The 18,162-nt window shown below is 67.0% G+C and carries 21 protein-coding genes and 1 riboswitch; of the genes, 7 read left to right on the top strand and 14 right to left on the bottom strand.

Annotated features, from left to right (window positions below):
• Positions 1–124: 124 nt before the first annotated feature.
• Positions 125–931: a hypothetical protein gene (locus tag B4I46_RS19285; protein ID WP_043860589.1), complete on the bottom strand. Its 807-nt coding sequence runs from the start codon at positions 929–931 to the stop codon at positions 125–127.
• 153 nt (positions 932–1,084) lie between these two features.
• Here B4I46_RS19285 and B4I46_RS19280 point away from each other — a divergent pair, with 153 nt between their 5' ends.
• The gene (locus tag B4I46_RS19280) at positions 1,085–1,630 is read left to right on the top strand and encodes a hypothetical protein (protein WP_043860588.1); all 546 of its coding nucleotides are present in this window, start codon (positions 1,085–1,087) and stop codon (positions 1,628–1,630) included.
• Positions 1,631–1,718: 88 nt separating this feature from the next.
• Positions 1,719–2,147, top strand: a complete 429-nt coding sequence (locus B4I46_RS19275) for a RidA family protein (protein ID WP_100632723.1) — start codon at positions 1,719–1,721, stop codon at positions 2,145–2,147.
• A gap of 6 nt (positions 2,148–2,153) precedes the next feature.
• On the opposite strand, the gene B4I46_RS19270 is transcribed toward B4I46_RS19275, so the two are convergent.
• The 13 genes from B4I46_RS19270 to B4I46_RS19210 form a co-directional block, all read right to left on the bottom strand.
• Positions 2,154–3,182, bottom strand: a complete 1,029-nt coding sequence (locus B4I46_RS19270) for a hypothetical protein (RefSeq protein WP_286901388.1) — start codon at positions 3,180–3,182, stop codon at positions 2,154–2,156.
• A gap of 80 nt (positions 3,183–3,262) precedes the next feature.
• Positions 3,263–5,167: a M14 family metallopeptidase gene (locus tag B4I46_RS19265; protein ID WP_286901386.1), complete on the bottom strand. Its 1,905-nt coding sequence runs from the start codon at positions 5,165–5,167 to the stop codon at positions 3,263–3,265.
• A 127-nt stretch (positions 5,168–5,294) separates the two neighbouring features.
• Positions 5,295–5,954 (bottom strand): TenA family protein, encoded by a 660-nt coding sequence (locus tag B4I46_RS19260; RefSeq protein WP_043860584.1) that lies wholly within the window; start codon positions 5,952–5,954, stop codon positions 5,295–5,297.
• 3 nt (positions 5,955–5,957) lie between these two features.
• A complete protein-coding gene (locus B4I46_RS19255) occupies positions 5,958–6,608 on the bottom strand; it encodes a TenA family protein (protein WP_123753066.1) in 651 nt (216 codons plus the stop codon).
• A 32-nt stretch (positions 6,609–6,640) separates the two neighbouring features.
• Positions 6,641–6,756, bottom strand: a riboswitch (TPP riboswitch).
• Positions 6,757–6,882: 126 nt separating this feature from the next.
• Positions 6,883–7,509: an urease accessory protein UreG gene (gene ureG / locus B4I46_RS19250; RefSeq protein ID WP_043860582.1), complete on the bottom strand. Its 627-nt coding sequence runs from the start codon at positions 7,507–7,509 to the stop codon at positions 6,883–6,885.
• Between the two features lie 10 nt (positions 7,510–7,519).
• Positions 7,520–8,194: an urease accessory protein UreF gene (locus B4I46_RS19245; protein ID WP_054914445.1), complete on the bottom strand. Its 675-nt coding sequence runs from the start codon at positions 8,192–8,194 to the stop codon at positions 7,520–7,522.
• Positions 8,194–8,739, bottom strand: coding sequence for a HupE/UreJ family protein (locus B4I46_RS19240; RefSeq protein WP_286901384.1), 546 nt, complete (start codon positions 8,737–8,739; stop codon positions 8,194–8,196). Before B4I46_RS19240 ends, B4I46_RS19245 begins: the two co-directional genes overlap by 1 nt.
• Before the next feature lie 20 nt (positions 8,740–8,759).
• Entirely contained in the window at positions 8,760–9,245 is a 486-nt protein-coding gene (gene ureE, locus B4I46_RS19235) for an urease accessory protein UreE (RefSeq protein WP_043859638.1), read from the bottom strand.
• Positions 9,246–9,254: 9 nt separating this feature from the next.
• Complete coding sequence (gene ureC / locus B4I46_RS19230) at positions 9,255–10,958, bottom strand: urease subunit alpha (protein ID WP_043859639.1); 1,704 nt, start codon at positions 10,956–10,958, stop codon at positions 9,255–9,257.
• Positions 10,955–11,272, bottom strand: coding sequence for an urease subunit beta (locus B4I46_RS19225; RefSeq protein ID WP_054914443.1), 318 nt, complete (start codon positions 11,270–11,272; stop codon positions 10,955–10,957). The genes ureC and B4I46_RS19225 overlap by 4 nt, the downstream gene beginning before the upstream one ends.
• A gap of 18 nt (positions 11,273–11,290) precedes the next feature.
• Positions 11,291–11,593 (bottom strand): urease subunit gamma, encoded by a 303-nt coding sequence (locus B4I46_RS19220; RefSeq protein WP_043859641.1) that lies wholly within the window; start codon positions 11,591–11,593, stop codon positions 11,291–11,293.
• An 11-nt stretch (positions 11,594–11,604) separates the two neighbouring features.
• Positions 11,605–12,441 carry an urease accessory protein UreD gene (locus B4I46_RS19215; protein WP_100632718.1) on the bottom strand — a complete coding sequence of 279 codons (837 nt, stop codon included), beginning with the start codon at positions 12,439–12,441 and terminating at the stop codon, positions 11,605–11,607.
• Positions 12,442–12,586: 145 nt separating this feature from the next.
• Positions 12,587–12,988 carry a hypothetical protein gene (locus B4I46_RS19210; RefSeq protein WP_054914649.1) on the bottom strand — a complete coding sequence of 134 codons (402 nt, stop codon included), beginning with the start codon at positions 12,986–12,988 and terminating at the stop codon, positions 12,587–12,589.
• Positions 12,989–13,099: 111 nt separating this feature from the next.
• Here B4I46_RS19210 and alkB point away from each other — a divergent pair, with 111 nt between their 5' ends.
• The 5 genes from alkB to B4I46_RS19185 form a co-directional block, all read left to right on the top strand.
• A complete protein-coding gene (gene alkB / locus B4I46_RS19205) occupies positions 13,100–13,765 on the top strand; it encodes a DNA oxidative demethylase AlkB (RefSeq protein ID WP_054914441.1) in 666 nt (221 codons plus the stop codon).
• A 61-nt stretch (positions 13,766–13,826) separates the two neighbouring features.
• On the top strand, positions 13,827–16,328 hold the full coding sequence (gene ligD, locus B4I46_RS19200) for a DNA ligase D (protein WP_286901379.1): 2,502 nt from the start codon (positions 13,827–13,829) through the stop codon (positions 16,326–16,328).
• Positions 16,325–16,597 (top strand): hypothetical protein, encoded by a 273-nt coding sequence (locus B4I46_RS19195; protein ID WP_078481216.1) that lies wholly within the window; start codon positions 16,325–16,327, stop codon positions 16,595–16,597. The genes ligD and B4I46_RS19195 overlap by 4 nt, the downstream gene beginning before the upstream one ends.
• Entirely contained in the window at positions 16,594–17,637 is a 1,044-nt protein-coding gene (locus tag B4I46_RS19190; protein WP_054914439.1) for a hypothetical protein, read from the top strand. Before B4I46_RS19195 ends, B4I46_RS19190 begins: the two co-directional genes overlap by 4 nt.
• Positions 17,634–18,162 (top strand): PIG-L deacetylase family protein (locus B4I46_RS19185; protein WP_286901378.1); only part of this gene is annotated, 529 nt, incomplete at its 3' end. The genes B4I46_RS19190 and B4I46_RS19185, both read left to right, overlap by 4 nt.

The raw sequence follows: 18,162 nt of genomic DNA, 5'->3' as shown, positions 1-18,162 counted from the left end.
GCTCGACGGGGCCAGTCGGGCGAGGTATTGCAGCAGGGGGTTGTGGAGCGATGCGTGCAGTGAATCAGGCAAACCGTGGGGTTCCTCTAGCGCAGTAGGGCAAATTCAGCCGGGGATGATACCCCTAGTCCACCAGGTAAAGCTTGATGGTTTCCCGGGTCAGCGAGATCACCTCGTGGGTGTAGCCCTCGGCATCGCTGGTGCCGTATTCCAGATACCCGTCCTTGCGCTGGATCACGTAGGCCACGCGTGGCAGCGGCCTGCCGGTTTCGCTGTCGGTGATGGGCAGGCGTGCACTGTAGAGCGGCGCCTCGACCTGCCTGGCGAAGGGTGCCAGCGGCGTGGCGTCGTCCAGCGTCGGCGCGGCCCACACAAAGGGTGGTATGTACGGGCTGTAGTCGTGCTTGTTCACTTCGGCCAGCAGCACCGAAACCGGGATGCGCATCACCAGTGAAAAGTACGCGTGATACGGGAACGCGGTGATGTACAGCTTGCACGGGATTGTGGTTCTGTTCTCGAGCAGGCGCTGGATGGTTTCGCGGGTCAGTTCAGTGCTGCTGGAGCGGCTCGGCAGGGTCTTGTCGAAGCTCATCTGCGCCAGGTAGTTGAAACTGCCATCGGGCGCGCGGCTTTCGAACTCGGGCGAGCCGGACAGGTTGTAGGTGATGACGTGCTCGAGGTCGAAGTTCTCGTCGCCGTCCAGCGCGCACACCAGCCGCTCGCTGATCTGGCCATTGCCGGTGTGGCGTTCGAACAGGCTGAGCAGGTCTTCGTCGGCCTGAAAACGCAGGTCGTAGCGGTACGGGTTGTCGCTGAACGACACAAAGCGCAGGGGCAACGGGTCGATGCCGTGGTCCTTGACGCAGCCACTGCTCAACAGTGCACCGGCGGCCAGCGTGAAGCCGAGGGCGAAGCGGTGAAACACAGGCATGCACCCTTCTTCCATGAGTGTGGCGGGCGCGCAGGATGCCCTAGCAGGTACTCTGCGGCAAGTGTCACGGCGCTTTGTGCGATGCCTCGTGAACCGCTGGCGCAGCGTGACCAACTGGTGTATCAAGGCGCCCTCCCGCCCCATGGATGACACATGCGCCTGCTTCCACTGATCGTACTTGGCCTGCTGGCTGCCCAGCTCAGTGCCTGTTCACTGTTCATCCCGCGCGCCAAGGCCACGGTCGAACCGATTTCCCTGCAAAAGCAGCTCGACAGCAACCACAGTGTGTACACCCTGACCTTCGCGGCAGATGTGGATGTGCTCGACGCCTTCCGGGGCAAGACCAGCCAGTTGGGCACGCGCATCGAATGCTCGATCACCGAGGATGAGAACCTCGCCTATGACCACCGCATGACGTATTCGCTGATCGGTGAGATCGAACGCGATGACCGACCGCCCCGTGATGGCCTGTTCACCTCGAAACTGAGCTTTCAGAAAAAAGACCAGTACCGCGACCTGAGCGACGCAGCGGCCCTCGACATGCTGGCAAGAAAGCCGGTACTGCCATGCACCATGAAGGCGTCCGGCTTCTTTGTGGGCTACTACTATTCGAAGCCGTTCACCTTGCAGGCCAGCGACCTGATCCGACTGATCAAGGGGCCGGTGCCTTCGCAGCGCCTATTTCTCAAACACTACTGAAGAACGTGCGGCGCCCTTGAAAACAGGTGCTTGACCTCAACCTAACTTGAGGTTTTACCCTTGCGCCTCCCTTGAGTGGAGTCGCCCCATGAGCACCAGCCAACCCGCCGTATTTGTGTTGTCCAACCCCGAAGGCCTGTACGACCCCAGCGCCAATGCCTATTCACACGTGGCCGAGGTCAGCACCGCCGCCAAGCTGTTGTACATCGCCGGCCAGGGGGGTGAAGACCCTGCCGGTACGCTGTCGCCCGACTTTGCCGAACAGGCGCGCCAGGCGCTGCTCAACCTGCGCACCGCGCTGGAATCCAGAGGTGCGAGCCTGGCCGATGTATTCAAGCTGACCCTGCTGATCGTGGACCATAGCGAAGCCAGGCTGGCGCTGTGGGTGGCGGCTGCGAACGCCGCCTGGGGCCAGCTCAGCAAACCGACCTGCACCCTGATACCCGTGCCGCGCCTGGCACTGGACGGCATGCAGATCGAAGTCGATGCCGTGGCGGCCCTGCCCGCTACGAGCTGATGGCCCCTAGCGCAGCGTGCACTGCGTCTGCACGATCGAGCGGTTGATGCGGTCCAGCTCGCTCTCGGCAACGACCCTGTTGTGGACGTTGAAGGCCATTTCATAGGCCTGGTTGGCAAACGCGGTGCAGTTGGGCCGCTCGAGAATCACCGCATCCATGCGCAACGCGTAGATGACCAGGGCGTCCGCCGACTGACCGGCGCGTTCGCGGTAGGCATAACGTTGCTGGCGGGCCTGCTCGAAGTTGGCCTGCACTGCCTTTTCATAGTTGGCCTTTTGCGTGCGCTGCACAGTGGCCACCGGCACAGTGAGCAATTGATACACCGCCTGCTCGTAGGTCTTGGGGAAGCGGACTTCGTTGGTTTCGTGCAGCAACGTCTGGTTCATCACGTACAAGGTGGTGGTCGGACAGTAGTCGAAGCGCCCGCAGGCCTTGCTTGCCTTGGCTTGCAGGGCATCTGGCTGAAACCGCTGCGCCGACCAGCCCAGGGCCAGGTTGTACTGCTTGAGCGCCGTGTAATCGGCCTTCAACGCCTTGTTGAACGCCGCGAAGCACGCAGTGGTCTGCGCCGTCTGCGCATCGCCACAGCCTTTCACGCCAGAGATGTCGTCCAGCGAGTCGCCGCTGTAGTCGAGGTTCAGCGCTGGCCGTGCAGGCGTTGTCGACACCGCCACACCCTGGGTCTTGAGTGCACTGTAGCGGGCCGTCATTGCTTGCAACCTGGCACCGTCGGCTTTCTGCACGGCGGCGATTTCCAGCAGTTGCTTGACCGCGTCGAGGTCCTGGGGCTTGAGGTCCTTGTTGCCGGTCAGTGCCTCCAGCAGGTCCAGCGTGGCATTGGCATCACCGGCCTCGGAGTCCATGCGCAGCGCGCTCAAGGTCGACGCATAGCGGCTCTGTGGCACGAACTCGCCAAGGTTCATTTCTTCAAGGCTTGCGTACTTGAGCGGCTGCGCAATCTGCTGGCTCATGTCCTGGGCACACGCCAGCGAGGCGTACAGCAGGGTGATGGCAAGGGTAAGGCTGGTCTTCATGGACGTCCTGACAAGGCAACGCCACCGCAATGGTCGCGGTGGCCCACACCTGCATCGGCACGGCTGGCACTTCCTTTAACTCAGTACACGGCCCCCACCGGGTACACGAATGCATTCACGTCATAGAAGGGCGTGCGCTGGTAAAACCAGTGCAGGCGCGCACTCGGGCTGTCGGCGAACGCCTTGTCGTCCTTGAGGCGGGCCTCGAACTCGGCCTTGAGTGCCGGGCTCTCGGCCAGCATCTTGCGCGCCATCGGCTCCATCACGTATTCCTCTGGCTCCTCCGCCGCCACCAGGGTCGCGTTGAAGAAACCCCAGGCCCAGAACGAGTCGGGGCTTTGCGGGTGCAACAGGTTGATCGCCAGCACGCCCAGCGGCTGGTCGATGTCGATCAGCACCGAACCCGCCGCAAAGGTCTGCATACGCTCCAGCGGGTTGGCCACGCCACTGACCAGCAGATGCCCTTCATAGCCCGGAATCTCGTTGGCTGCCGCACGGTCCGGCTCGAAGCCACCGGCCACCTTCACCTCATCCATGCGGTACAGCGTCACCGCCATCGCCGTGGGCTGCTCGAGGGTACGCATGCGGATGCCATGCGCCTTGAGCCGCGCGATCACCTCGGCCCACTGCGCCGGCACCACGTACTGGCGTGGGCGCTTGACCACCAGGTCGGGCTCGGTGTTGCCAGTGACCGGCACCGTCAGCGGCTTGGGCACGTTGCTCCACACGATCGTCCTGGCACCGGTGATCGGCGACTGTTCGTAGCGGTAGTCGCCCACCTTGAAATCCACCTGCTCCTCCTTGCCCGGCTTCCAGGTCAGCACCACCTCGCGCTGGGCCGCGAGCCGGGCACGGTCACTGGCAATGGCCTGCTGCAGCGAAGATGCCTGCTCGCCGATCACCTGGAACATCGTCTTGAGCATCACGTAGTTGCCCAGCACCTGGGTCTGGTACGGGTGCAGTGCATGCTGCTCGATCAGAATCGACGGCACGTTGCGGATATCGCCGTACTGGTTGGAGAAGCGCGCCAGGTCGGTGCGGTACGGGTAGTAGCCCTGGGTCGGGTCCTGGTTGTCGTTCATGCTGATGCACTCGTGCACCACATGTCCCTCGCCCTCCAGCGCCTGGTACACCGGCGCACGCATCACCGTGTCCATCCACGCGCTGCTGGCCGGCGACCAGCCATTGCCGTTATGGCAATACGAGCTGTCGTAGGGGTACATCGCGCCATCGGTGGAGTGGGTGTCGGCGAAGAAGCTCAGCTCGTAGGTGTTGAACACCCAGGCCACGTTGCGGATCTCGGCGCTGTCGAGCTTGGTGAAATCGCGGTTCAGGTTGAGGTTGCGCCCGTTCACGCGCCAGCCACTCTGGCGGGGGCCGTTCTGGTTGATTCGGCCATAGGCGCTGCGGCGGATATCGCCGTCCACGTTGACACTGGGGATGAACAGGATGTTGACCTTCTGCAGCAGGCCGGCCAGCGGCTTGCTGCCGGTGGTCATGTCGCGCAGCAGCATGAACATCGCGTCCTTGCCGTTGGACTCGCCGGGGTGGATACCGGCCTCGATAAAGAGCGTCGGCTTGCCCGAACGCTTGAGCGCGGCGGGTGACTTGTCGGCCTCCAGCGAGGCCACCACCAGCAGCATCGGGTGGCCCTCGGCGCTTTTCTCCGGCAGCTCGCTGAGCACGATGGCGCCATTGGCGGCGGATGCCAGTTGCTGAAGGTAATCGCGGGTTTGCGCGTAGGTGCTGGTGTCGGCAAAGCCGGTGGCTTCGGCGACGGTGATCAGGGGGTTGCCGGCGGGCGCGATATAGCGGGTACTGGTGAGGGTCTGCTCGAACATTGCCGGCAGAATGCGTTGCTTGGCGGCCTCGGGGTAGCCGCTGTCATCGATATAGGCCGGGGCGCCGGGCAAGGCCGCAAGGGCGGGCAGGCTGCCGAGCAGCAGCAAGGTGGCCAGCAGGGGCTGCGGGTGCAGGTCGTTCATGATGGGTCCTTATCATGCGTAAGCAGGCAACCTTAGCTGATAAGGGGCAATGTCACCGCGATGGGATGCCGGCGAAGCGCCGCGCGAGCGGCGCTCGGTGCCGGGAGCGCCGTTGCGCCACGCCGTTCTACCGCGCCGCCAACCCCATCTGCCAGAAATCCGCCTCCAGCCGCGACGCCTGGGCAAAGATCGCCACCAGCTCGGTGAAGCGCTGCTCGGTCATGCTGCGCGCCGCCAGCTCGTCCAGGTGCAGGCGCGCTGCAGCAGCCACGCCCTGATACCCCTCCCCGGCATACTCGCCAATCCACTCGCGGTACGGATGATCACCCAGCGCCGCCACCCCGTCGGGGCTCAGCGCCCGGCCGATCTCGGCGTAGCCGATCACACAGGGCGACAGCGCCACATGCAGGTCCAGCAAGTCGCCCGCCGCGCCGCAATCGAGCACGAAGCGCGTATAGGCCACGGTGGCCTGGTGCTCCGGCGCGGCCTCGATGTCAGCCTTGGACAAGCCCCAGCGCGCGCACAGGCGTACATGCAGGTCGGTCTCGTCCAGAATCGCCGCAAGCCCCGCCTGGGCGGCACGGATGTCCGAAGGCCGGCGGCTCTTGTACGCGGCCAGCGCCCAGGCCCGCGCGAACTGGATCAGGAACAGGTAATCCTGCACCAGGTAGGTACGAAACGCCGTTTCGGGCAAGCTGCCCTGGCCCATCTGGCGCACGAAGCTGTGGTCCACGTAACTGGCCCACTCGGTCGGTGCAGCAGCTTTCAAACGGTCGAAAATATCCATCGTTCACTCCCCCTGTGGGTACACGGCATCGAAAAACTCAAGCTCCAGCGCCACGGCACGCAAGAAGAAATCGGTGCTCAGCGCCTCTTCCTGGGGGCCCACACGGTCGAGTTCGGCGCCCAGGAACGCAACGAAGTCGGCGAAGGCCGGGTTGTCGTGCAAGGTGATCCACTCGGCGTGCACGAAGTTTTCCGGCAGCGGCCTGGGCGCCTTGAGCGCCCAGTCCAGGTACAGGCCCTCGGCCACGTTGAGCACCGCCAGCACTGCCGCATAGGATCGGGTGGCCGCCGCCTGGCGCATGATCGCCTTGAAGCCGGCCGTGGGCTGTGTGTCGGCCGGCGCGGTGCGTTGCGCCTCGCTCACGCCCAGTGCCTCAAAGGCGCGCAGGAAATAGGTGTTTTCATCGCTGGCGATCATGCCGGCGAAACGCGCCAGGCGCAGGCGCGCATCGAAGGTGTCGGCGGTGGCAATGGCCGCGCCGAGCAGGGTCAGGAAGCTGTCGATGAAGCGATGGTCCTGCACCAGGTAACGCACCATCACCGGGTCCGGCAGGCTGCCGTCGCACAGCTGGGTGACGAAACGGTGGCCGACGGCGGCCGACCAGGTGGGTTCGCTTTGTTTGCGCAGGTGTTCGGTGAAACGTGGGGCAGTCATGGAGCGGCCTCGCAGTGAGACCGGCAAAGAAGGCAGGCGCTAGATCCCATCCCTTCGCCGGCATGATCCGGATCAGGTTCGAAGGGTCACCGCGCTGCAGATGCCAGCGGTTTCTCAGCCCGTTGCCGGGGCTCCCCTTGGTGCGCACACTGTATACAGCGATGTGGGCAATGTGCAATGCGCAGGCACCGCATCGATGCCATCGCAGGTCAAGCCCGCTCCCACAGGAGCTGGCGCCGTCCTTGTGGGAGCGGGCTTGACCCGCGATAGGCATTCACACCGAAACCGGTTTCAACATCCCCCGCTCGACAATGAACCCGATCACCGCCTGCAAGCCCTGCCCCGTCTTCAGGTTGCTGAACGTCCACGGCCGCTCGGGCCGCATGCGCCGGGTGTCCTTTTCCATCACCTCCAGCGACGCGCCCACATAGGGCGCCAGGTCGATCTTGTTGATCACCAGAAAATCCGACTTGGTGATCCCCGGCCCGCCCTTGCGCGGGATCTTCTCGCCCTCGGCCACGTCGATCACGTAGATCGTCAGGTCGGCCAGCTCCGGGCTGAAGGTGGCACTCAGGTTGTCACCGCCACTCTCGACGAAGATCACTTCCAGGTTGCCGAACTTGCGCGCCAGATCCTCCACCGCCGCCAGGTTCATCGAGGCATCTTCACGGATCGCGGTATGCGGGCAGCCGCCGGTCTCCACGCCGACGATGCGCTCGGGTTCGAGCGCGCCGGCTTCGGTAAGGATGCGCTGGTCTTCCTTGGTGTAGATGTCGTTGGTGACCACGGCAATCTGGTAGTCATCGCGCATGGCCTTGCACAGCGCTTCGAGCAGCGCGGTCTTGCCGGAGCCGACCGGGCCGCCGACACCGACGCGCAGGGGTTGCTGGTAGCTTTGCATGGCAGTTTCCTCAGGATCGGAACAATCGGGTGTATTGGGTTTCATGGCGGGCAGAGGCAATCGCCAGCAACGGCAGGCCGCCGCCCAGGTGTTCATCAGGTACGTCCAGCGCCCACTCCAGTACCGCAGGCAGCTCCTCGCACAACTCGCGCAGCAGGGTCTGGGCCGCCTGCTGACCGAACGGCACCAGCTTGACCCCGGCCATCACCGCCCCTTCCAGCCAGGCAAAGCCATGCCCCAGGGCCAGCTCACGCAGCGGGATCTGCCAGTGCACGGCCAGCCAGGCCATGCCGCCCAGCTGGCTCAGCTCGACGCTGCTGCGCCAGGCCGGCGCCTGACACAGCTGCCAGCCATCGAGCAGGCGCGCCAGGGCCTTGCCACGCTGGCGTTCCTCCAGGCGCAGCTCGGCGGTTTCGCGGTTGGCCAGCAAAAAGCTGCTCCAGTGGGCGAACGCATCGGCATCTTGCGCGCGGCACGCGCTGTACAGCCGTTGCAGCAGCGGCCAGTCGAGGTGGCCGAGGGTGTCGTGCAACTGCTCGCGCTGCCAGGCGCCAAAGCCGTCGGCCCCCGTCACCCAGCCCGCCTCCACCGCCCACTCCAACCCCTGGGAATAGGTGAAGCCCCCCACCGGCAGGTTGGCGCTGACCAGTTGCAGCAGGCGCAGCAACTGCAGGTTGGCGCTCATCAGCCGGCCAGCACCAGGGCGGCACCGGCCAGCAGGCCGCCGCCACAGGCCTTCTGCAGCCCAGGGTGACGGCGCAACAGGCGCCCGGCGCCATAGCCTGCCAGCAGCAACAGGCCGCTGACCGCGACAAAGCCTGTGCTGAACACCCAGAACGCGCCCGGGCTGGCTTCAACGCCGTGGGCCCAGCCGTGAAACAGCGCGAACACCGGCATGACCAGCGCCAGCAGCACCTGGCGGCTGGGCAGCAGCAGCGCCGCGGCGGCCACCAGCAGCGAGCCGATGATCATGCTCTCCATGCCGATCACGCCCCCGAACAGATGGCCCATCAGCGCGCCGCCGAACATCGCCGCCAGCGTGGCCAGCGGCAGCGCCAGGGTGCGCCCGGTCAGGGCGGCCAGCACCCCGGTACCCAGCAGCATCAGCAGGTGGTCAAGCCCGGTGAGCGGGTGCAGCAACCCGTCCTGCAGGGGGTTGCTGTCGTGGCCGGGGTGGGCGAACGCAGGGACGGCAATCAGCAGCAAGGCAAACGCGAGGGTCTTTTTCATCGTGCAACTCCATGTCGAAATCAGTGGGCGTGGCCAGGCACGCGAACAAAGGGGTGATCGTTGTGGCTGTGGCTGTGCGGCGCGCTCTGGTAGGCGCCGGCCTCGGGCTCGAACGGCGCCTGCTCCACCGTCACCTCAAGGCCGAAGCCACGCACCATGTCGTCCAGCACATGGTCGTGCTGGTACCGCACGAAATCGCGCTCGATCTGCAACGGCACATGCCGATTGCCCAGGTGATAGGCGGCGCGGGCCAGCGCCAGCGGGTCGGCGCAGCGCACCGTCGAGACCTGCTCCGGCGCCGCCAGCACGCGAATCACCTCACGCCCCTGGGCGTCGGCCAGCAGCTCGCCGCCGCGAATCAGCTGGCCGCGTTCGAGCATCAGCCCGGCCTCGCGCCCGTCATCCAAGGTGATGCGCACGCGGCTCTTGATGCGCGTATCCAGGCTCAGGGTGGCAGTGGCGCCGATGTGTGCGGCCTGGTTCAGGCGTTGCGTCAACAGGATCATGCTCGCTCCTCAAAACAGAAAATAACGCTGCGCCATCGGCAGCACGCTGGCCGGCTCGCACACCAGCAGCTCGCCGTCGGCGCGTACCTCATAGGTTTGTGAATCCACTTCGATGGTGGGCATCAGCCCGTTGTGCAGCATGTCGGCCTTGCGCACCGTGCGACAGCCCCGGGCCACGCCGATCAGGCTGCGCAGACGCAGTTCATGGTGAACGCCACGCTCTACCGCGGCCTGGGACAGGAACGTCATGCGCGTGGCGTTGCGCGCCTGGCCCAGGGCGCCGAACATCGGCCGGTAGTGCACCGGCTGCGGCGTGGGGATCGAGCCGTTGATGTCGCCCATCGGCGCCATCACGATCATCCCGCCCTTGAGCACCAGTGCGGGCTTGACCCCGAAGAACGCCGGCGACCACAGCACCAGGTCGGCCAGCTTGCCGGCCTCCAGCGAACCGACTTCATGGGCGATGCCATGGGTCAGCGCCGGGTTGATGGTGTACTTGGCGATGTAGCGCTTGACCCGGAAGTTGTCGCTGCGCGCGGTGTCAGGCGCCAATGGGCCGCGGCGCAGTTTCATCTGGTGCGCCACCTGCCAGGTGCGCAGCACCACCTCGCCCACCCGGCCCATGGCCTGGGAGTCGGACGAGGTCATCGAGAACGCGCCGATGTCGTGCAGGATGTCTTCGGCGGCAATCGTCTCGCGGCGGATGCGCGACTCGGCGAAGGCCACGTCCTCGGGGATGCTGGTGTCCAGGTGGTGGCACACCATCAGCATGTCCAGGTGCTCGTCCACGGTGTTGACGGTGTACGGCAGGGTCGGGTTGGTGGAGGACGGCAGCACGTTGGCGTAGCCCGCCGCACGGATGATGTCCGGCGCATGCCCGCCGCCCGCGCCTTCGGTATGGAAGGTGTGGATGGTGCGGTCGCCGATGGCGGCCAGGGTGTCTTCGATGCAGCCGCTTTCGTTGAGGGTGTCGCTGTGCAGCGCCACCTGCACGTCCATCGCCTCGGCCACGCCCAGGCAACAGTCGATGGCCGCCGGGGTCGAGCCCCAGTCTTCGTGCAGCTTGAGCCCCACCGCCCCGGCCTCGATCTGCTCGCGCAGGGCCTGGGGCTGCGAGGCATTGCCCTTGCCCAGCAGGCCGATGTTGATCGGCAGTTCGTCGGCGGCCTGGAGCATGCGCGCCAGGTACCAGGTGCCCGAGGTGCAGGTGGTGGCGTTGGTGCCGGTGGCCGGCCCGGTGCCGCCGCCGATGAAGGTGGTGATGCCCGACACCAGCGCCTCGTCGACCTGCTGCGGGCAGATGAAGTGAATGTGCGAGTCGATGCCACCGGCGGTGACGATCTTGCCCTCGGCGGCGATCACCTCGGTGCCCGGCCCCACCGCCAGGGTCACGCCGGGCTGCACGTCGGGGTTGCCGGCCTTGCCGATGCCGAAGATGCGCCCGTTCTTCACGCCGATATCGGCCTTGACGATGCCCCAGTGGTCGATGATCAGGGCGTTGGTCAGCACCAGGTCCATGGCCTCGGCGGCCAGCATCTGGCCCTGGCCCATGCCGTCGCGGATCACCTTGCCGCCGCCGAACTTGACCTCTTCACCGTAGACCGTGAAGTCCTGCTCGACCTCCACCCACAGCTCGGTGTCGGCCAGGCGCACACGGTCGCCCACGGTGGGGCCGAACATGTCGGCATAGGCACGCCGGGAAATACGGCTCATGCCACGGCCTCCAGCTTGCCCATCACCCGGCCCTGGAAGCCGTACACCTCGCGCTTGCCGGCATAGGCCACCAGGTTGACGGTGCGCGCCTGGCCCGGTTCGAAGCGCACGGCAGTGCCGGCGGCGATGTCCAGACGAAAGCCGCGGGTGGCCTCGCGCTCGAACACCAGAAAGGCGTTGACCTCGTAGAAGTGATAGTGCGAGCCGACCTGGATCGGCCGGTCGCCATGGTTGGCCACGCTGACGCTGATCGTGGCGCGACCGGCGTTGAGTTCGATGTCGCCGTCGGCGACCTGGATTTCTCCGGGAATCATGGGCTGCTCCTGGGCAGGTCAGACGATAGGGTCGTGGACGGTGACCAGCTTGGTCCCGTCGGGAAAGGTCGCTTCCACCTGCACGTCGTGGATCATCTCGCTGACACCTTCCATCACCTGGTCACGCCCGAGCACTTCGCGGCCCAGGCTCATCAGCTCGGCCACCGTGCGCCCGTCGCGGGCACCTTCCATCACGCTGGCACTGATCAGCGCCACCGCCTCGGGGTAGTTGAGCTTCAGCCCACGGGCCAGGCGGCGCTCGGCGAGCAACGCGGCGGTGAACAGCAGCAGTTTGTCTTTCTCTCTCGGGGTCAGCTCCATGGTGCGGTCTCTCAAGTGGCCCAGATGCGCGGCGGGCATGGCGGCAAGCCGACGACGGTCGGTCGCAGGGCGCGCCACAGCCGCTGCAGGGTGGATTGCAGGCGTTGGTTGTCGTGGTCGAGCAGGCGCACCACCAGCAGCTGGCCAAGCAGCGTGGCGCCGGCGGGCACCGGCAGCGGGTGGATCAGTTCGCGCACCTGTTCAAGCAGTTGCTCGTTGGCCGGGGCGGCGCAGAAGGTGGCCAGCAGCGGGTGGCCGCCCAGCTTGTGCAGGTGCCCACCCTGCAGGCGCAGGCGCTCGTGCAGGCCGGGGTCGTCGGGCATGTCCACCTGCAGCCGGCTGTCCACGGCGCCATGGCTGAAGGCCTCGCCCATTACCGGGCGGCCCAGGCACAGGGTTTCCCAGGCCAGCAGGCGCGCGCCGGGGGCCAGGCTGAAATGGCTGTGCAGCGATACCCGCGCGCCGGGGAAGCAGATGCTGTCCTGGGGCAGCCACTCCAGGGTGCTGCCCTCGGCCAGGTGAAAGCGCTGGCGCAGCACCGAGGTGGGCCCGGCGCTGCGGTAGAACTTGGTGGCACCAGGCATGGTCAGCAGCGCATGGCTGCCCGGCTCCAGGTGCAGGTTCAGGGCCAGGCGATCCCCCCCCACCACCCCGCCCGGGGGGTGCAGCACATACACATGGCAGGGGTCGCCTTCGGGGTAGAACGGGCGCTGCACCAGAAGTGGGCCGAAATGCTGGCGTGCACCAATTCGGGTCCGCCCCTGACCTGCGACGAAGCGCAGGTTCAGTTCGGCGTTCCAGCCGGCCGGATCAACCGGCGCGGGGATAAATCGTTGAGCTAGCGTCATGCACGGCGGCCCTGGGCAATGGAGTGGCGACACGGCAAGGCCGGTGTCTGACCAATCGATCAGCTATCGATGCCTGGGGCAATGCAGGTTGCGAGCCAATGTTGTGCATTGGCGTGGTCACGGCGTAGGAAACGCCCTGCGATGGTTACTGCTGGCCAAACAGGTCATGGGCGTCGAGCAGCCGGTAGGCGATCTCGGGACGTTTTTCGAGGGCGCGGCGGATGGCCGCCGGTATGCTCTGGCGGGTCTTGCGGCACAACCCTGGCGGGCCCTCGACCTCGATACGGATACCGCGCATGGTGCGCACTTCATTGGGGCCGGGGGCGATGTGCACCTGGATGCCGAGCTGATCGAACAGGCGGCGCTGCAGGTGTTCGAGGTCGGGCAGGCTCTGCAGGTTTTCCAGGCGTTGGAGCAGGCGGTTTTCTTCCTGGCGGGTCAGGCGCAGAATGCGCAGGTCGGCGCCCGGCGTTTCGAGCAGGCGTTCGCGCTCGCAGATGCAGGCACCGGGTGGGCAGGGTTGGCGCAGCGGTATGATGGGTTCCATGAGGCCCAAGCATAGTCACCGGCCCCTGCGCCGGCAACGCCGGCTCCTGCCCGGTTTGCGTCGCCTGCAGGCGCCGGCGTTGCCGGCGAAGGCGTCACTGGAGATCCTTGCATGAAACAACCCGAACTCGACCTGTTCGGCCCACCCGCCCTCGGCGCCCCCGAATGGATCGGCAAGCAGACGCTGCTGCTGCCAGGCTTTGCCCTGGACCTCGTCGAGCCCCTGCTGCCGGCCCTGCGCACGGTGCTGCGCGCCGCACCGTTTCGCAACCAGCTCACCCCCGGCGGGCGCACCATCGAGGTGGCGGTCACCAATTGCGGGCCACTGGGCTGGGTCAGCGACCGCCTGGGCTACCGCTACAGCCCCTTCGACCCGCTCACCGGCAAGCCCTGGCCTGCCCTGCCCACGCTGCTCGCCGAGCTGGCCGCTGCCGCCGCAGAGGCCGCCGGCTTCGCCCATTTCAGGCCCGACGCCTGCCTGATCAACCACTACCAGCCCGGCAACCGCCTGACCCTGCACCAGGACCGCAACGAACGCGACTTCAGCCAGCCCATCGTGTCGATCTCGCTGGGCCTGCCGGCGGTGTTCCTGTTCGGCGGGCACACCCGCAGCGAGCCCACCCGCAAGGTCGGCCTGCAGCACGGCGACGTGATGGTCTGGGGCGGCGAGGATCGCCTGCGCTTTCACGGGGTCAACCCGCTCAAGGACGGCGAGCACCCACTGCTGGGCGCCCGCCGCATCAACCTGACCCTGCGCAAGGCCGGTCAACCCGATTGAACTCCCGCCGGTCTGCGCCCCTCCCACTTCATAGGGTTTGTATGAACGATGGAGCACGGCAATGGCCAAGCCACTGCAGGAATACCAGCGCAAGCGCAACTTCGACGCCACCCCGGAGCCGGCCGGCAAGGCCCGCCGCGGTGCGCACGCGCAGGCATTGCAGTTCTGCATCCAGAAGCACGACGCCAGCCACCTGCATTACGACTTTCGCCTGGAGCTGAACGGCACCCTCAAGAGCTGGGCCATCCCCAAGGGCCCGTCACTGGACCCCAAGGTCAAGCGCCTGGCCGTCCACGTCGAAGACCACCCGCTGGACTACGCCAGCTTCGAGGGCAGCATCCCCGCAGGCCATTACGGTGCGGGCGAAGTGATCGTGTGGGACCGCGGCGTGTGGCTGCCCGAGGGCGACCCGGCCCAGGCCTATGCCAGCGGCAAGCTGCGCTTTCGCCTGCAGGGCGAAAAGCTGAACGGCACCTGGCATCTGTTTCGCACCCGCCTTGGCGGCAAGAAGGAACAGTGGATGCTGGTCAAGTCCGACGACGAGGCTGCCCGCGCCGAGGCCGACTACGACGTACTGCAGGCCCAACCCGACAGCGTGCTCAGCGAGCGCAGCCTGATCCCCCGCACCAAGGGCAAGGGCAAAGACAAGGACAAGCCCAAGGCCGCACCCCCGCCTCGCCGCCCAGCCAGGGCCGGCACACTGAGTGCGGCCAGGAAGGCCACCCTGCCCGCCGCCCTCACGCCGCAACTGGCCACCCTGGTGGAAACCCCGCCACAAGGCGACTGGCGCTACGAGGTCAAGTTCGACGGCTACCGCATCCTGGCGCGCATCGACGGCGACGACGTGCGCCTGTTCACCCGCAACGGCCACGACTGGACCGCGCGCATGCCGCTGCAGGCCAAGGCCCTGGCCAGCCTGGGGCTGAGCTCGGCCTGGCTGGATGGCGAAGTGGTGGTGGCCAACGCCGAGGGTATCGCCGACTTCCAGGCCCTGCAGAACGCCTTCGACAGCGACACCGATGCCAACATCGTCTACTACCTGTTCGACCTGCCCTACCTCAATGGCATGGACCTGCGCCAATGCCCGTTGCAGGAGCGGCGCGCCGCCCTGGCGGCCGTGCTTGAACCGGCCGACGAACAACGCCTGCGTTTGAGTGCCGACTTCGACGAAGCCCCCGAGTCCCTGCTGGCCAGCGCCTGCCAGATGCAGATGGAGGGCCTGATCGGCAAACGTGCCGACAGCCTCTATGTATCGCGGCGCAGTCACGACTGGATCAAGCTCAAGTGCAAGCAGCGCCAGGAATTCGTGATCGTCGGCTTCACCGAACCCAAGGGCAGCCGCGCCGCCTTCGGCGCCCTGCTGCTGGGGGTACACGACGCCGACAGCGGCCAGCTGCGCTACGCCGGCAAGGTCGGCACCGGCTTCAATACCGCCACCCTGCAGAGCCTGCTCCAGCGCCTCACCCCGCTCGAGGTGAAAAAGCCCGCGGTCGCCAACCCACCCACCGGCGCCGAAGCCCGCGGCGTGCACTGGCTCAGGCCGCAGCTGCTGGCCGAGGTGGCCTACGCCCAGATGACCCGCGAAGGGGTGGTACGCCATTCGGTGTTCCATGGCCTGCGCGAAGACAAGCCGGCCCGCGCCATCGGCCTGGAGAAACCCGTGAAAGCGCCTACCCGCAAAGCCTCCGACAACACCCTGCGCATCACCCACCCCGACCGGGTGATCGATGCCAGCAGCGGCACCGACAAACGCCAGGTGGCCGAGTACTACGCCCAGGTCGCCGAATGGATCCTGCCGCACCTCAAGCGTCGCCCCGTGGCGCTGGTGCGCGCACCGGAGGGCCTGAGCGGTGAGCTGTTCTTCCAGAAGAACGCCGCCCAGCTGAACATCCCGGGCCTGGAGAGTCACGACAAGGCCGAGGCCGGCCAGGCAGTGATGATCATCGACCGCGCCGACACCCTGCTGGGCGCGGTACAGATGAACACCCTGGAACTGCACACCTGGAACGCCACCGCCAGGGACTTCGACAAACCCGACCGTTTCGTGCTCGACCTCGACCCCGACCCGGCATTGCCCTGGAAGGCCATGGTCGAAGCGACCCAGCTGACCCTGGCACTGCTCGACGAACTGGGCCTGCAGGCGTTTCTGAAAACCAGTGGCGGCAAGGGCATGCACGTGGTGGTGCCGCTGACCCGGCGTGCCGGCTGGGACGAAGTCAAGGCGTTCAGCCATGCCATCGTCACCCACATGGCCGGGTTGTTCCCCGACCGGCTGTCCGCCGTTTCGGGGCCGAAGAACCGCGTGGGGCGCATCTTCATCGACTACCTGCGCAACGCCCGTGGCGCCACCACCGTGTGCGCCTATTCGCTGCGCGCCCGCGAAGGGCTGCCGGTGTCGGTACCGATCCGCCGCGAAGAGCTCACCGAACTCAAGGGCGCCAACCAGTGGAACCTGCACAACCTGGGCGAGCGCCTGGCCAATGGCGACGACCCCTGGGCCGACTACGACAAGACCCGCCAGTCGCTCACCGTGGCGCTGCGCAAGCGCATGGGCGTGGCATGAAGGGCCTGGACTGGATCGACCTGCTGCAGTGGCCGGCCATGCTGCTCACCCTGGTGGCAGCCTGGTGGATCGGCTCGCGTCAGCCGCGTCGGCGGCGCATCGGCTTCTGCTGCTTCATGGCCAGCAACCTGCTGTGGGTGGTGTGGGGCTGGCAGACCGAGGCCTGGGCATTGATCGTGCTGCAGTTCTGCCTGTGCGCCATGAACCTGCGCGGCCTGAAAAAGAATACCTCGACCCACGCTGCGTGCCCCAAGGAGTCCGCCTCATGAGCATTGTTCAAACCTTCGACCTGGGCCGCCTGGACACCCTGCTGCGCCAGTTCGCCGAGCGCCCGCAACCGCTGAACCTGGACAGCCAGCTGCTCGAACTGATGCAGGCCCTGCAGGCGGCCGGCCTGGAACGCCTGCCGTTGCCCGGCCAGGGCCAGACGCTGCAGCGCTGGCAGACCCTGGCGCGGGTGGCCGGCGCCGACCTGGCCCTGGCCAAGCTGTATGAAGGGCATACCGATGCCCTGGCGATACTCGCCGAATGCGCCGGGGCGCACCTGGCCGGCAACGGGATCTGGGGCGTATGGGCGGCCGAGCCGCCCAGCGCACGGGTGCGCATCGTGGCTCGCGACAACCAGCGGGTGTACCTGCAGGGGCGCAAGGCCTGGTGCTCCGGCGCGCTGCAGATCGACCACGGCCTGCTCACCGCCTGGGACGAAGACGAACAGCCGCAACTGGTGGCGCTGGACCTTGCCGAGACAGGTCTGCACCGGGTGGCAGACGGCTGGCAGGCGGTGGGCATGGGCATTACCGCCAGCGTCGAGCTGGAACTGGAACACACCCCGGCGCACCTGGTGGGGGGCCCTGGCCAGTACCTCAGTCGCCCCGGCTTCTGGCACGGCGGCGCCGGCATCGCCGCCTGCTGGTACGGCGCCGCCGAGGCCCTGGCCGACTACCTGCGCGAACACTGCCGCCAGCCACGCCCCGACCCCCACGCCGACGCCCACCTGGGCGCGGTGGACGCTGCCCTGTGCGGCGCCGCTGCAGCCCTGCGCGAGTGCGCCGCACAGATCGACGCACAGCCCCAGGCCGATGCCCAGTTCGCCGTACGCCGTGTGCGTGCCCAGGTCGAATACGCCGCCACCCTGGTGCTGACCCACGTGGGCCGCGCCCTGGGTGCCACCCCGTTCTGCCGCAACAGCCACTTCGCCCGGCTCAGCGCCGACCTGCCGGTGTTCCTGCGCCAGAGCCACGCCGAGCGCGACCTGGCCGAACTGGGCCGGCAACTGGCCGGGCGTGAAGCCGGCGGGTGGCAGCTATGAGCGTCGACAACCCGATCAAGGCAGCCGGCAGCGGCACGCCATTGTCGCTGTGGCAGGCGTCCAGCGCCCTGGCCCAGGTCGCCACGGTGCAGGCCGATGAGCTGCTGCCCCCCGGTGCGCGCCTGGTGGTGGTGGCGCCCCACCCGGATGACGAGGTGCTCGGTTGCGGTGGCCTGCTGTCGACCTTCAGCGGCCGTGAGCAGGCGCTGCTGCTGGTGTCGGTGACCGATGGCGAAGGCAGCCACCCCGGCTCGCTCGCCTGGCCAGGCGAGCGCCTGCGCGTGCAGCGCCCCCTGGAAAGCCGCGCAGCCCTGGCCGCGCTGGGGCTGGACGTCGACCGGGTGGCCTGGCAGCGCCTGCACCTGGCCGACAGTGGCGTGGCCGCGCACGAAGCGCAGCTGGCCCATGCGCTGGTGCGCTGCCTGCGCCCCGGCGACCGGGTACTGAGCACCTGGCGCCTGGACGGCCACTGCGACCACGAGGCCGTGGGCCGTGCCAGCGCACAGGCGGCGCAGACCGTGGGCG

It is taken from the genome of Pseudomonas sp. UBA7500, assembly GCF_002478435.1.
Classification (GTDB): domain Bacteria; phylum Pseudomonadota; class Gammaproteobacteria; order Pseudomonadales; family Pseudomonadaceae; genus Aquipseudomonas; species Aquipseudomonas palmensis.
Note: the sequence above shows the minus strand (reverse complement) of the source record. Positions and strands in the feature narration are given on the sequence as shown.